The organism is Sphingomonas sp. EU05-FHT14C10, from assembly GCF_058790595.1.
Map to the genome: position 1 here is coordinate 1 of NZ_JBYTEN010000007.1, position 13275 is coordinate 13275.

At 69.5% G+C, this 13275-nt stretch carries 11 protein-coding genes; 5 read left to right on the top strand and 6 right to left on the bottom strand.

All coding sequences use genetic code 11. The features are described 5' to 3' along the window. Window positions 1-147 precede the first annotated feature (147 nt). Complete coding sequence (locus AC3WT0_RS08880) at window positions 148-1059, top strand: aldo/keto reductase (RefSeq protein WP_492753314.1); 912 nt, start codon at window positions 148-150, stop codon at window positions 1057-1059. Further along, window positions 1056-2123, top strand: coding sequence for an LLM class flavin-dependent oxidoreductase (locus AC3WT0_RS08885; protein ID WP_492753157.1), 1068 nt, complete (start codon window positions 1056-1058; stop codon window positions 2121-2123). Before AC3WT0_RS08880 ends, AC3WT0_RS08885 begins: the two co-directional genes overlap by 4 nt. A 153-nt stretch (window positions 2124-2276) precedes the next feature. Here AC3WT0_RS08885 and AC3WT0_RS08890 read toward each other — a convergent pair whose 3' ends face one another. From AC3WT0_RS08890 to AC3WT0_RS08900, 3 genes are read right to left on the bottom strand one after another with little or no spacing between them, the layout of a single operon-like run. Beyond that, entirely contained in the window at window positions 2277-3041 is a 765-nt protein-coding gene (locus AC3WT0_RS08890) for an SDR family NAD(P)-dependent oxidoreductase (protein ID WP_492753158.1), read from the bottom strand. Next, the gene (locus tag AC3WT0_RS08895) at window positions 3038-4204 is read right to left on the bottom strand and encodes an iron-containing alcohol dehydrogenase (RefSeq protein WP_492753159.1); all 1167 of its coding nucleotides are present in this window, start codon (window positions 4202-4204) and stop codon (window positions 3038-3040) included. The genes AC3WT0_RS08890 and AC3WT0_RS08895 overlap by 4 nt, the downstream gene beginning before the upstream one ends. Beyond that, on the bottom strand, window positions 4201-5535 hold the full coding sequence (locus tag AC3WT0_RS08900; protein WP_492753160.1) for a spinster family MFS transporter: 1335 nt from the start codon (window positions 5533-5535) through the stop codon (window positions 4201-4203). The genes AC3WT0_RS08895 and AC3WT0_RS08900 overlap by 4 nt, the downstream gene beginning before the upstream one ends. Before the next feature lie 74 nt (window positions 5536-5609). Here AC3WT0_RS08900 and AC3WT0_RS08905 point away from each other — a divergent pair, with 74 nt between their 5' ends. Next, window positions 5610-6449, top strand: coding sequence for a sugar phosphate isomerase/epimerase family protein (locus tag AC3WT0_RS08905; protein WP_492753161.1), 840 nt, complete (start codon window positions 5610-5612; stop codon window positions 6447-6449). Between the two features lie 137 nt (window positions 6450-6586). Here AC3WT0_RS08905 and AC3WT0_RS08910 read toward each other — a convergent pair whose 3' ends face one another. From AC3WT0_RS08910 to AC3WT0_RS08920, 3 genes are read right to left on the bottom strand one after another with little or no spacing between them, the layout of a single operon-like run. Then, the gene (locus AC3WT0_RS08910) at window positions 6587-8020 is read right to left on the bottom strand and encodes an FGGY family carbohydrate kinase (RefSeq protein WP_492753162.1); all 1434 of its coding nucleotides are present in this window, start codon (window positions 8018-8020) and stop codon (window positions 6587-6589) included. After that, window positions 8013-9416 carry an FAD-binding oxidoreductase gene (locus tag AC3WT0_RS08915; RefSeq protein ID WP_492753163.1) on the bottom strand — a complete coding sequence of 468 codons (1404 nt, stop codon included), beginning with the start codon at window positions 9414-9416 and terminating at the stop codon, window positions 8013-8015. The genes AC3WT0_RS08910 and AC3WT0_RS08915 overlap by 8 nt, the downstream gene beginning before the upstream one ends. After that, on the bottom strand, window positions 9413-11002 hold the full coding sequence (locus AC3WT0_RS08920; RefSeq protein ID WP_492753164.1) for a glycerol-3-phosphate dehydrogenase/oxidase: 1590 nt from the start codon (window positions 11000-11002) through the stop codon (window positions 9413-9415). Before AC3WT0_RS08920 ends, AC3WT0_RS08915 begins: the two co-directional genes overlap by 4 nt. Window positions 11003-11070: 68 nt before the next feature. Between AC3WT0_RS08920 and AC3WT0_RS08925 the strand changes: the two genes are divergently transcribed. Continuing rightward, entirely contained in the window at window positions 11071-11964 is an 894-nt protein-coding gene (locus tag AC3WT0_RS08925; protein WP_492753165.1) for a LysR family transcriptional regulator, read from the top strand. A gap of 66 nt (window positions 11965-12030) precedes the next feature. Further along, a complete protein-coding gene (locus AC3WT0_RS08930) occupies window positions 12031-13260 on the top strand; it encodes an MFS transporter (RefSeq protein WP_492753166.1) in 1230 nt (409 codons plus the stop codon). Window positions 13261-13275: the final 15 nt, after the last annotated feature.

The following is a 13275-nucleotide window of genomic DNA, read 5'->3' on the forward strand; positions in this document are numbered from 1 at the left end:
CGCCCGACCTCCCCCTCAGCATATCCTGGATGGGAGGCCGGGCGGGGGAGCGGGCCGGTGCCCCCAAATGCGCCTGAGGCGCATTTCTTCAACACAATATCACGCCACCCCTTTTCAATCGTTCGAGGATTATGCCATATGACAGCGATGTCAGATTATCTCCCAGCCCCGTCGGAGCGAGTCGCGCTCGGCAAGAGCGGGCTTTCGGTCGCCCCGATCGCCTGGGGCATGTGGCGCTTCGCCGGTGACGACGTCGCCGCCGCGCGCACCCGTGTCGAGGCTGCGTTCGAGGCCGGCGTCACGCTGTTCGACACCGCCGACATCTACGGCCCCGACAATGGCGAAGCCTTTGGTGCGGCAGAGGCGCTGCTCGGCCGCGTCTTCGCCGAGGCGCCGTCGCTGCGCGAGCGGATGGTGCTGGCCACCAAGGGCGGCATCGTCATCGGCACGCCTTATGATTCCAGCCCGGCCTACCTTGCTGCGGCGATCGATGCGTCGCTGAAGCGGCTCGGCACCGACCGGGTCGAGCTCTGGCAGATCCACCGGCCCGATCTGCTTGCCCACCCGCAGGATGTCGCGCGCGCGCTTGAGGATGCGCACCGCGCCGGCAAGATCGGGGCGATCGGCGTGTCCAACTTCACGCCGTCTCAGGCGGCGGCGCTCGCCAGATATCTCACCGTGCCGCTGGTCAGCCATCAGTCGGAATTTTCGCCGCTCAAGCTCGATCCGCTGTTCGACGGGATCTTCGATCAGTCGATGGCCGAGGGCATGGCCTTCCTCGCCTGGTCGCCGCTCGGCGGCGGGCGCATCGCCGATCCGCGCGACGACCGGGCGCGCGCGGTCGCCGCGCTGCTCGATGCCAAGGCCGAAGCCTTTGGCGTGTCGCGCACCGCTGCCGCCTATAGCTGGATCATGGCGCATCCCGCGCGTCCGATCCCGATCGTCGGCACCCAGAATCCGGATCGTATCAAGGAGATACCACAGGCGCTCGCCCCGCGCTGGTCGCGCGCCGAGTGGTACGCCGTACTGCAGACATCGATGGGAGAGGCACTGCCATGACACAGGGGACATGCGAGGTAAGCTGGTTTTCGGCGCTTTGCGATGACGACTATGAATTTCTGGGCGTTCCCGACGCCAGGCTGAAATCGAGCTGGGAGCATTGCCGCGATATCGTGCTGCAGGCCGAAAGCGGTGGTTTCGACAATATCCTGCTGCCCTCGGGCTATGCGCTGGGTATCGACACCACGGCCTTCGCGGCGGCGATCGCGACGCTGGTCAAGCGCATCCGACTGCTGATGGCGGTGCGCATCGGCGAGACCTGGCCGCCGCAGCTGGCGCGCCAGATCGCGACGATCGATCGCATCCTCGGCGGCCGGCTGACCGTCAACATCATCTCGTCGGACATGCCGGGCGAGACGCTGGCATCGGCCCCGCGCTATGCGCGCACGGTCGAGGCGATGCACATACTGAAGACGCTGCTCAACGGCGAAGCGCTCGACCATGACGGCGAGTTCTGGAAGCTGAAGCTCGATCCGCCGCGCGTCGGCACCGTTTCGGGCAAGGCGCCGCCGCTCTATTTCGGCGGCCTTTCGCCCGATGCCCGCGATGCGGCGGCCAGGGGTTGCGACGTCTATCTGATGTGGCCCGACCGCGAGGAGGTGGTGAAGGAGATCATCGCCGACATGACCGCGCGCGCCGCCAAATATGGCCGCACGCTCAGGTTCGGCTATCGCGCGCATGTCGTGGTCCGCGATACCGAGGCCGAGGCGCGCACCGCCGCCGATCGCCTGCTGTCGAAGCTCGACGCGCAGACCGGCGCCGCGATCAAGGCCAAGTCGCTCGATTCCACGTCGGTGGGCGTCAACGCGCAGGTTGCCCTGCGCGAAGCGGCGTCGGACGACGGCTATGTCGAGGATAATCTGTGGACCGGCGTCGGCCGCGCCCGCTCGGGTTGCGGCGCCGCGATCGTCGGCGATCCCGATCAGGTGCTGGCGAAGCTCGCCCGCTATCAGGACATGGGCATCGAGGCGTTCATCCTCTCCGGCTATCCGCACGCCGCCGAGGCCGATCTCTTCGCCCGCCACGTCCTGCCCAACATGCAGCATGGCCCGCTGGTGATCTGACGAACGCGCGGGAGGGGCGTCTGCCTCCCCGTCATTGCGAGCGTAGCGCGGCAATCCAGTCCGACGACAGACATGCTGGATTGCTTCGCCTCGCTCGCAATGACGGAACGGTCCGCATTTGCGGGCAAGGTGGCAAGGCTGACGGCTTCGCCGCTACCAGCGCTTGATCGTCACCCCGCCGTCGACCATCAGCGACACGCCGGTCACATAGGCCGCACGGCCGGAACAGAGCCACACGGCGGCTTCCGCCTGATCCTCGGCCGTGCCGATCCGCCGCAGCGGCACCTGCGCCGACAGGGACGCGAGCACCGCATCCCCGGCATCGTCATGGCCGGGCAGCATCGGCGTCCGCGTCGCGCCGGGCAGGATGGCGTTGACGCGGATGTTGCGCGGGCCGAAATCCATCGCCGCCGATCGGGTCAGCCCGTTCACCGCATGCTTGGCGGCGACATAGGCGGCCATGCGCGGTGAGGCGAACTCGGCAAGCCCCGACGCCGTATTGACGATCGCGCCGCCGCCCTGCGCCAGCATCTGCGGGATCTGGTGCTTCATGCACAGCCACACGCCGCGCACATTGACGTTGAAGCTCATGTCCCAGTCTTCGGCCGTGCATTCGGTGACCGAGGCCTTCTCGCCCAGATAGCCGGCATTGTTGAACGCGGCGTCGAGGCGTCCGAAGGCCGCCACAATATCGGCGACCATCGCCGCCACCGCGCTTTCGGACGTCACGTCGACCTGCAGCGCGATCGCCTCGCCGCCCGCCGCCGTAATTTCGGCGGCGACGGCTTCGCAGGAGGACAATGTCCGTCCGGCGATCGCGACCTTCGCGCCCTCGCGTGCGAAGATGCGCGCCGTCGCCGCGCCGATCCCGCTTCCGCCGCCGGTGACGAGCGCGACCTGGCCGTCGAACATCGTCATCCCGCCCACAGCTGCGCATAAAGCCCGGCCATCTCGCCGGCGTCGGGCACGCGCGGATTATTGGCCGGCGATCCCGAAGCCGCCGCCTGCGCGCACATGGTCGGCACCAGCGCGTCCCAGCGCGCGGCGTCGATCCCCCATGCCGCCGGCCCCGGCACATCGAGGTCGCGGTTGAGCGCCGCCAGTTCCTCCAGCAGCCGCGCCACCGCCGCCTGATCGCCTTCGCCTTCCCCGGCCACGCCCATCGCGCGCGCGCAATCGGCATAGCGGGCAAGCGCCGCCGGCGCGGACCATGCGGTGACGGCGGGCAGCAGCATCGCGTTGGACAGGCCGTGCGGCACATGGAAATGCGCGCCGATCGGCCGGCTCATCCCGTGGACCAGCGCGACCGAACTGTTTGAAAAGGCGATCCCTGCCTGCGTCGCGCCCAGCATCATCGCCTCGCGCGCGGGGGCATCGGCGGGGTCGGCGCAGACGCGGCGGAGATTGGGGGCGATTGCGCGCATCGCGGCCAGCGCCATCGCGTCGCTGAAGCCGTTGGCGCGCTTCGACACATAGGCCTCGATCGCATGGGTGAGCGAGTCGATCCCGGTATCGGCGGTCAGCCGCCTCGGCTTGGTGAAGGTCAGCTCATGGTCGATCAGCGCGGCGACCGGCAGATAGGCGAGGCCGGGGCACAACATCTTCTCGTCCGTCGCCTCGTCGGTGATGATCGTGAAGCGCGTCGCTTCCGATCCCGTTCCCGCGGTCGTCGGGATCGCGATCACCGGCAGGCCGGGGCGATCCTGCACATGCGGCGCTTTGTAGTCGGCCATGCGCCCGCCATGGACGCCCAGCGTCGCGATCGCCTTGGCGCTGTCGAGCGGGCTGCCCCCGCCGAAGCCGACGACGCAGTCATGCGCGCCTTCGCCAAGATAGGCGGTGCCGGCGTCGATCGACGCGACGGTGGGATCGGGCACCGTGTCGGCGAACACCCGGCTCGCGAAGCCTGCGGCCTTCAGCATGTCCTGAAGCTCCGCCACGCGCCCGCTCGCCAGCAGATAGGCGTCGGTGACGATCAGCGGGTTGCGGAGCCCCAGCGTCTCCATCACCTCGGGCAGCTGGCGCGCGGCGCCTGCGCCGATGCGCATGATGCGGGGCAGGGCGATGCTTGCGATGCTCAACTCACAATCTCCTCGCGGATCGAGCTCCGCGCCATCCAGAGCAGCGCCGAGGCGACTGCGCCGAACATGATAAAGATCAGCAGCGACCAGCGCACCCCTTCGGCGGCGCCGAGGCCCATCGTCTTGCCGATCAGGTCGCTGGTCGCGCCGACGCCGAGCGGCCCGAGCCCCAGCCCGATGAGGTTGACGAGGAACAGCAGCACCGCAGACGCCGTGGCGCGCGTCTGCGGCCGCACCAGTCCCTGGATCGCGGCATAGCCCGGCCCGTACCAGAGCGTGTTGAGCACCGGCGGGAAGGCGAACATGAAGAGCGCGAAGATCGCCGAATCGGAGAGCAGCGCGGCGATGTAGAAGGGAATCCCCATCAGCGTCGAAATCGCCGGGATGGCGACATAATAGCGCAGGTCGCGGCCGCCGTAATGATCGGCCAGCAAGCCGCCCAGCCAGGTCCCCACCGCTCCCGTCAGCCCCAGCACGACGCCCAGCGTCAGCCCCAGGAAACCCGTGAGCCCCAGCCCGTAGCTCGCGGCGATCGGCGTCAGTTCGGCGGCGTGGACGCGGAAGAAGAAGGGCGCGATGAAGGCCGCCGCGCCATAGCCGATGAAGGCCTTGATCGCGGCGGCGAAGGCGATGAGCCAGAAGGTCCGCTTGCTCCTGATCTCGGCCATGGCGGTGCGGAAATCGGGGCGGCTGGCGCGTTGGGCGGCAAGGTCCGCCGCCAGCCGGCTGCGCGGCTCGATCAGCGTCGCCCAGGCGACGATCGCCATCACCACGCCGGGCGCGCCCGCGATCAGGAAGGCGGTGCGCCAGCCATAGGCATCGGCGATCACGCCGCCCAGCGCCATGCCGAACAGGCCGCCGAGCGGGGTGCCGAGCGCGTAGAAGGCCAGCGCCGACGCCCGCTTCTCGCGCGGCGTATAATCGGTGATCAGCGAATGGGCGGGCGGCGTGCAGCCCGCCTCGCCGATGCCCACGCCGACGCGGCACATTACGAGCTGCGCGAAATTCTGCGCGAAGCCGCAGCCCAGCGTGAACAGGCTCCACAGCCCCGCCGCGCCCGCGATGATGCGTGGCCGGTTTCCCGTTTCCGCCACGCGCGCGATCGGGATGCCGAGCACGGTGTAGAACAGCGCGAAGGCCAGCCCGGTCAGCAGCCCCAATTGCCAGTCGGCCAGCTTCAGGTCGTGCTTGATCGGCTCGGCAAGGATCGAGACGATCTGCCGGTCGAGGAAGTTCAGTATATAGATCACCAGCAGCACGCTCAGCGCATAGCGGCGATAGCCGGGGGAAACGGGCGCTATGGCTGGCGGGGCGTGGGTGGTCTGGTCCATGGCGTCCTCTCGCGGTGGTGATTGACACCCCGATCCGTGATTTTATGACAACGTTGTCGGATGGGGAGAATGAAATGGCGCGCCTGCTGGTGCTGCAGTCGGTCTGGGGCCTGGACAAATGCCCGGGCTTCGACATCGAGAATGATCTGGACGCCGCGCTCGCCCGCGTCGTCGCGGCGGGCTTCGACGGCGTCGGCGTCAACGTCGCGCGCATCGCGCGCACGGCGGGCGTCGCGAAGGCGATGAACCCGCTCGGCCTTGCCTGGGAAGGGCAGGTGCTTGCGCATGACGCCGATCAGCTCGCCCACTGGATCGCCGAGGCCCACCGGCAGGGCGCGCACCATCTGAACGTGCAGATCGCGGGGCCGGTCGCGCATCTTTCCGACGCGCTGGCGCTGGTCGACAGCCTTGTGGCGGTCGCGAAGGATGCGCCGCTCCCCGTCTGGTTCGAAACGCATCGCGGCCGCCTCACCAACGACCTGCTCTTCACGCTGCGCATCCTCGAGGCGCGGCCCGACCTGCCGCTGACCTGCGATTTGTCGCATTATCCGGTGGCGGGCGAGATGGAACTGCCGCTCCGTCCCGATCAGCTCGCGGCGATCGAGCGCATCCTCGCCAACGCGCGCAACTTCCATGGCCGAGTCTCGACCACGCATCAGGTGCAGGTCGCCTTCGATTCGCCCCAGCATCGCGGCTGGCTCGATCAGCACATGGCCTGGTGGCGGCGCGGCTTCGAACTGTGGCTGGAGAGGGCAGGGGCCGATGATGCGCTGCCCTTCATGTGCGAGCTTGGCCCTCCGCCTTACGCGATCACCGCGCCCGACGGCGCCGAACTCAGCAACCGGTGGGACGAGGCGCAGCGGATGCGCGACATCGTCCGCACGCTGTGGCGCGAGGTGAACGGCGCACCCTGAGCAGGGCAGGGGACGCGCGCCCTCATATCTTTTCCTGCCCGCCCACCGCTCTCCGTTCGTGCCGAGCGAAGTCGAGGCACGCCACGATGGATGCGTCTCGACTTCGCTCGACACGAACGGCCGGGCTTGCAACGCGATCACGGTTCCCCGCCCAGCACCGCGCGCTGCCAGTCGGCATAGGCGGCATCGGCCTCGTCGCGGCCGATCTGCGGCACGAATTCGGCGTCGTAGCGCGCGAGCCGCCGGAGGTCGCTCTCGCCGAACAGCCCCAGCCCCATGCCCGCCGCCAGCGCCGCGCCATAGGCCGTGCCTTCGCGCACGGCATGACGCCGCACCGGGCGCTGGAGCGCGTCGGCCTGCAACTGCATCATCGTCGCGCTTTCGCTCAGCCCCCCGTCGGCCGGCACGGCCTCGGGCACCGGCAGCGCCTCGCCGATCACGTCGATGATGTCGCGGAAGCGCCAGGCGATGCCCTGCAGCGTCGCACGCGCGATGTGCGCGGGGCCGGATGCGAAGCTCAGCCCGGCGATCAGCGCGCGCGCGTCGAAGCGCCCGTGCGGCGACCCCAGCCCGGCAAGCGAGGGTCGCACGAACACGCCCCCCGTATCCGCTACCGACGATGCGGCGGCTTCCAGCGCGGCGGGGGCGGCGAACAGCCCGATCGGCCCGCACAGCCATTCGATCATCGACCCGGTGGTGATGACCATGCCCTCGATGCAATAGCGCCGCCGCCCGCCGGCAAAGGCCATCGCCTCGGCGGGCATGCTGCGGTGGATGGCGGTCGGATCGTCGCCGGTCACCGCCATCAGCACGCCTGATGTGCCGTAGGTCAGCTTCCAGTCGCCGCGCTCCAGCGCGCCGTGCGCGACGAGGCTGGCCTGCTGGTCGGCGATCAGCGCGCTGATCGGCACGCGCGCGCCCATCACCGCCGCATCGGTCTCGGCGATCGCGCCCCAGCTCTCGGTCTGCGCCGGAAACAGGCTTTCGGGGAGGCGCTGGTGCGCGAGCAGCGCGGGGTCCCACCCGCTGCCGCGCGCATAGTCGTAATAGCCGGTGATCCACGCGCAGGATGCGTCGGTCACATGCGCCGCGCCGCCGCTCATCCGATAGATCAGCCAGCTGTCGAGCGTGCCCCATTGCAGCGCTTCGGCAGGCTTGCCCGCCAGCGCGATCGCGGCGGGCAGCTTGGCGGATGGCACTTGCGGCCATGCGGTGAAGCCCGCCGCGCGCAGCGCCTTATATTCCTCCATGCCGCGCAGGTCGCTCCACACCAGCATCGGCGCGGCGGCCCTGCCGGTCGCGCGATCCCACAGCACGATGCTGGCGCGCTGGCTGGTGACGCCGATCGCCGCGACGTCCGCCATGCTGCGCCCTGCTGCGGCCAGCGCGCCGCCGATCACCGCCCGGCACGTCTCCCACACCGCCTCGGCGTCCTGCTCGACATGGCCGGGGGCCGGAAAGCGGCTTTCGATCGCGCGCTTGTCGATACCCAGCACCCGGCCTGCCGGATCGACCAGCATGGCGCGGGCGCCCGTCGTGCCCGCGTCGAGCGCGAGCAGCAGTTCAGGCATCGGGGATGAGGTTGCCGGGGTTCATGATCCCTTCGGGGTCCAGACACTGCTTGATCCGTCGTAGCAGCGCGACCCCGCCTTCGCCCAGATCGTGCTGCAGATAGGGTTTGCGCAGCCGACCCGCGCCATGATGATGCGCCACGCCGCCACCATGCTTCGCCGTCGCTTCCATGATCGCGCGCCAGCAGGCGAAATAGGCGGGCTCCATCTTCGCGCTGTCCTCGAAGGTGGCGGCGAAGCTGAAGTAGAGATTGATGCCCGATCGATAGACGTGCGAGCTGTGCGCCGATGCGTTGATCACGCCCGGAATGGCGTTCAGCGCCGCGATCGAGTCGTCGTAGATCGCGGCGATCTCGCTCCACTTGCCGGAAATCTCGACCGTGTCGGCAACATAGCCGCGCTCGAACATGTCGCGCCAGGTCGGCACATGGTTGCGCCGTTCGATCCACTGCCTGGCCGCCGCCGGATCGCCGGCTTCCAGCCCGGCTTCCTGCGCGATCTCCGCCATCGCCGCGATCTCGGCCGCGACGCGTGAGCGCGGCCCTTCGTGGATCATCAGCAGCATCGCCTTGCCGCCGCGCTCATGGTCGCGGAACAGGCGGCGGACCTCGCGCCCGTCATATTGGCGCATCACCGGGGGGCGCCAGTCGGCGCGGATGATCCGGCGCTGCGCCTCGAACCCTGCCGCCATGTCGTCGGCATAGAAGATGCTGTAGTCGCGATGCTCGGGCTTGGCGCGCAGCGACAGGGTGACGCCGGTGATCACGCCCATCGTGCCCTCCGCGCCCATCAGCAGGTGGCGCAGATCCGGCCCCGCCGCCGCGCGCACCGCCTTGCCCAGCGTCACAAGTTCGCCGTTGGGCAGCACGGCCTCGACCGTGTGGATGATGTCCTCGATATTGCCATAGGCGGTCGAGAATTGCCCCGATGCGCGCGTCGATACCCAGCCGCCGACGCTGCTGATGCCGATCGATTGCGGCCAGTGGCCGGTGGTCAGCCCTTCGGCGGCCACCGCCTCTTCGGCCTCGAGCCCGTTGAGCCCGGCATCGAAGCCGGCGAGCAGATCCTCGTTGTCGATAAAGCGCACGGCGTTCATCGCGCCCATGTCGAGCAATATCGCGTCGGGCGTCGGCTCGATCCCGCCGCACACGCCGCTGCCAAGCCCGAAGGGGATGAGGGGAACGCGCTGTTCGGCGGCGAGCTTCACTATGCGCTGCACATCCTCCACCGATTGCGGGCGCACGACCCAGCCGGGGGCGGGCACCGCCTCGCCGCGCCAGTCGCGCAGATGCTTGACCGCCCACTGGTCGTAGCGGCGGGCGTTGAGCGCATCGCGCTCGCTCGCCACGCGGTCGGCGCCGATCGCGCTCGCCAGCTTTTCTCCGATCGAACTCATTGATCCTCTCCTCGGCTCCGCTGCAGCAGCAGGCGGCTCTCATTCTCGATTGACCGGCAATGCGCGATCTGCGCGGCGCGGTCGGCGTCGCTCCAGCCAAGCAGCGCGCCCATCGTCGCGGCGGCGGGGGCCAGCGATGCCAGCCCGGCGCCTTGATCGAACCAGGCGCGCGCGCTCCGCCGCACCCAATAATCCTCCAGCGTCGCGGCGCCCTCATGCGTCACCGCATGCGTCGCCTCGGCCGCAACATCGCCGCCCGCCGTCGCGATCGCGCAGGCCTCGCCGCCATAAAGGCCGATCAGCCGTTCGGCCGCCTGCGGATCGAGCTGGGCGAGCCCCGCCATCGCGGGCGTGGTCACCGCGGCACCGCCCGGCAGCGCCTGCTCGGCCGTCGTGCAGGGTGCGGCGCTGGCGCCCAGCCGCTCGACGACAAGGTCGACGACGCGCTCGGCCATCGCGCGATAGGCGCTCAGCTTGCCGCCGGCGATCGACACCAGCCCGCCGGGCGAGGTCCAGATCTCGTCCTTGCGCGAAACCTCGCTCGCGCTCTTGCCCGGCTGCGCGATCAGCGGGCGCACGCCCGACCAGAGCGAGACGATCTCGTCGTCGCCGATCGGCGCAGTGTCGAGCGCCTTCTCGGTCGCGCGCAGCAGATAGTCGATGTCGCTGCGCTCGGGCGCGGGCCAGTAATCGGCGCCGCCGTGGAAGACGTCGGTGGTGCCGAGATAAGTGAAGGCGCCGCGCGGCACCGCGAAAATGCTGCGCTTGTCGGGCGCGCGGATGATGATCGTCGCGTTGACCGGTAGCCGCTCGCGCGGCAGCACCAGATGGATGCCGCGGCTGAGCGACAGGCGCCTGTCGCCTTCGCCCGCTTCCAGCCCGCGCACCTCGTCGACCCACGCGCCGGCGGCATTGACCACCAGCCGCGCCTTGATCCGCGCGCCCAGATCCTCGCCCGCCAGCGTCGATCGCGCGACCAGCCCGTCGCCGGTCAGCCCGGATGCCGCTACATGGTTGACGACGACCGCGCCCGCGCCCTGCGCCGCGCGGATATTGGCGAGCACCAGCCGCGCGTCGTCGGTCAGGAACTCGGGATAGATCACCGCGCCGTTCAGCCCGTTTGTGCGCAGCAAAGGTTCGCGCCGCTGCAGCTCGGACAGGCTGATCGCCTCATGGCGCTCGGCTTCCGGAACGCCGCCCAGCTTCTCGAAGGTCCACAGCCCGGCGCGCAGCTTGGCGGACATCGCCATCGATACGGTGGGGATCAGGAAGGGCGTGAGGCGGGTGAGGTGCGGGGCGATGCGGCGCAGCACCTGCCGTTCGGACGCGGCTTCCTTGACCAGCGCGACATCGCCCTGCGCCAGGTAGCGCAGCCCGCCATGGATCATCTTGGAGCTGCGGCTGCTCGTCCCGCTCGCATAGTCGCGCGCCTCGACCAGCGCGACCGACAGCCCGCGCATCGCGGCATCGCGTGCGATCCCCGCGCCGGTGATCCCGCCGCCGATCACGGCAAGGTCGAAGCTCCGCTCCTCCAGCCGCGCGAAGGTCGCGCGCCGCGTCCGCGCGTCGAGGAAAGTCGTCGTCATGCGCTTCACGCTATGCGAATGGCCATGGCGTTGGTAATGCAAAACAGGAATGAGGTGCTGAGCAGGCGATGAACATCAGGCGACTCCGCCATTTCGAGGCGCTCTACCGGCTCGGCAGCTTCGCGCGCGCTGCCGCCGAACAGAGCCTGACGCAGTCGGCGCTCACCCGGTCGATCCAGAAGCTGGAGGAGGAACTGGGCGCGCCGCTGTTCGATCGCACCACCCATTATGTCCGCCCCACGCCCGATGCCGATCGGCTGATCCGCTCCGCGCGCGACGTCATCGCCGCCGCCGCCAATCTCGAGCAGGAAGCGCGCGGCCTCAAGCAGCCGAGCAGCGGCACCGTGCATGTCGGCGCCGGTCCTTATCCGCTCCAGCCGCTGCTGACCGATGCGATCGCGCGCTTCGCCGTCGATCATCCGGCGGTGCGCGTCACCGTCACCGGCGGCCCGTCGGACCGGTTGCTCGAAACGCTGGTCGATCGCCGGCTCGATCTGGTGGTTTGCGATCGCGCCAAGTTCGCAGCTTCGGGCCATGCCGACGAAGTGCTGTGCATCCCGCTGCCGCCCGAGCCACTGATGCTCGTCTGCGCCGCCGGCCATCCCTTGCTGGGCAGCGACCGTCCCGATACCGCCGCCTGGCCCTGGGCGCTGCCGCGTCCTGCGCCGGGCAGCAATTTCCCGCGCGCGATCCGTCCGCGCGTCGCGGCGGGAACCTTCCCCGACTATGAGCTGGATTCGACCGCCGCCTGCCTCGACATGGCGCGCAGCGGCCGCGCGATCACTGTCGTCCCGCGCTCGCTCGCAGCCCTTGCCTGCGCCGGGGGCGACCTCGTCGCGCTGCCGCTGCCGCCGGGGGAGGAGACGCGCGATGCGATCCATTTGCTGCGCAACCGCAGCCGCAGCGCGCTCGTCGCCGCTTTCGTCGCCGTCCTCCGCGCCGTGGCGGCGACGCGCGCCTGACCAAAACTGTATACATCTTGACTCGCCCGCGCGGAGGCATAGCTTCGCGCGCAGGGGAGAGGGGATATGGTCAGCGTCGCTGTGCCGTCGTCCGCCGGATCGAACCATGCCCGGGCGCTCATAGCGCTCATCGGCGTGGCGATCTTCATCAACTATGTCGATCGCGGCAACCTCGCCACGGCAGGTCCGCTGATCAAGGATGAGCTGCGGCTGGACAATACCGCCTTCGGCCTGCTCGTCTCGGCCTTCTTCTGGGCCTATGCGCCGGGCCAGCTCGTCGCCGGCTGGCTGGCGCAGCGCTACTGCGCCTATCGCGTGCTGGCGGCCGGGCTCGCCATCTGGGCGGTGGCGACGATGGCGACGGGGCTCGTGGGCGGATTCCTCTCGCTGTTCGTCCTCCGCCTCATCCTTGGCCTTGGCGAGAGCGTCGCCTTTCCCGCATCGTCGAAGCTGTTCTGCGATCATCTCCCGCCCGAACGCTATGGCGCGGGCAATGCGGCGACCGCGATGGGGCTGTCGATCGGCCCCGCCTTCGGCATCTTCGCCGGCGGGATGCTGATGGCGTCGATCGGCTGGCGGCCGAGCTTCCTCATCTTCGGCGCGGTGTCGCTGCTCTGGCTCATCCCCTGGCTGCGCCTGCCGCGCACCGCCGTCGCGCCGCACGCGGTCAGGCTGCCGCCGCCGTCCTTTGGCCAGATCATGCGCAAGCGCGAGGCATGGGGCGCCTCGCTCGCGCATTTCTGCGGCAATTACAGCTTCTATTTCGTCCTCGCCTGGCTGCCCCTCTACCTCGTCAAGGTGCATGGCTTCGCGATGACGGACATGGCCGCGATCGGCGGGCTGGTCTATCTGGCGCAGGGGATCAGCTCGGCGCTGTTCGGCTGGCTCGCCGATCGCTGGATCGCGGGCGGGGCCAGCGTCAACCGCGCGCGCATGACGATGATGGTCGCGGGCAATCTGGTGATCGTCGTCTGCCTGCTGCTGCCGATCTCGGGCAATGTCTGGCTGTCGGTCGGCGCGCTCGTCGTCTTCGGGGCGTTCACGGGGATGACGGCAAGCAACCTCTTCGCCTCGGGGCAGACGCTCGCCGGCCCGCGCGCAGGGGGGAAGTGGATCGGCTTCCAGAATTTCTTCGGCAACTGCGCGGGCATCGTCGCGCCGGCGATCACCGGCTGGCTGGTCGATCGCTCGGGCGGCTTCTCGGTCGCCTTCGCGCTTGCCTCGGCGATCACGCTGGTCGCGGCGCTGAGCTGGCTGCTGATCGTCCGCCGCATCGCCCCGGTCGAATGGGACTGAACGGCCCGCGCCGCC

Excerpts from the sequence above, each read along its gene's own strand:
- AC3WT0_RS08880 (WP_492753314.1), top strand. The coding sequence starts at position 148 with ATGTCAGATTATCTCCCAGCCCCGTCGGAGCGAGTCGCGCTCGGCAAG.
- AC3WT0_RS08885 (WP_492753157.1), top strand. The coding sequence starts at position 1,056 with ATGACACAGGGGACATGCGAGGTAAGCTGGTTTTCGGCGCTTTGCGAT.
- AC3WT0_RS08890 (WP_492753158.1), bottom strand. The coding sequence starts at position 3,041 with ATGACGATGTTCGACGGCCAGGTCGCGCTCGTCACCGGCGGCGGAAGC.
- AC3WT0_RS08900 (WP_492753160.1), bottom strand. The coding sequence starts at position 5,535 with ATGGACCAGACCACCCACGCCCCGCCAGCCATAGCGCCCGTTTCCCCC.
- AC3WT0_RS08905 (WP_492753161.1), top strand. The coding sequence starts at position 5,610 with ATGGCGCGCCTGCTGGTGCTGCAGTCGGTCTGGGGCCTGGACAAATGC.
- AC3WT0_RS08910 (WP_492753162.1), bottom strand. The coding sequence starts at position 8,020 with ATGCCTGAACTGCTGCTCGCGCTCGACGCGGGCACGACGGGCGCCCGC.
- AC3WT0_RS08915 (WP_492753163.1), bottom strand. The coding sequence starts at position 9,416 with ATGAGTTCGATCGGAGAAAAGCTGGCGAGCGCGATCGGCGCCGACCGC.
- AC3WT0_RS08920 (WP_492753164.1), bottom strand. The coding sequence starts at position 11,002 with ATGACGACGACTTTCCTCGACGCGCGGACGCGGCGCGCGACCTTCGCG.
- AC3WT0_RS08925 (WP_492753165.1), top strand. The coding sequence starts at position 11,071 with ATGAACATCAGGCGACTCCGCCATTTCGAGGCGCTCTACCGGCTCGGC.
- AC3WT0_RS08930 (WP_492753166.1), top strand. The coding sequence starts at position 12,031 with ATGGTCAGCGTCGCTGTGCCGTCGTCCGCCGGATCGAACCATGCCCGG.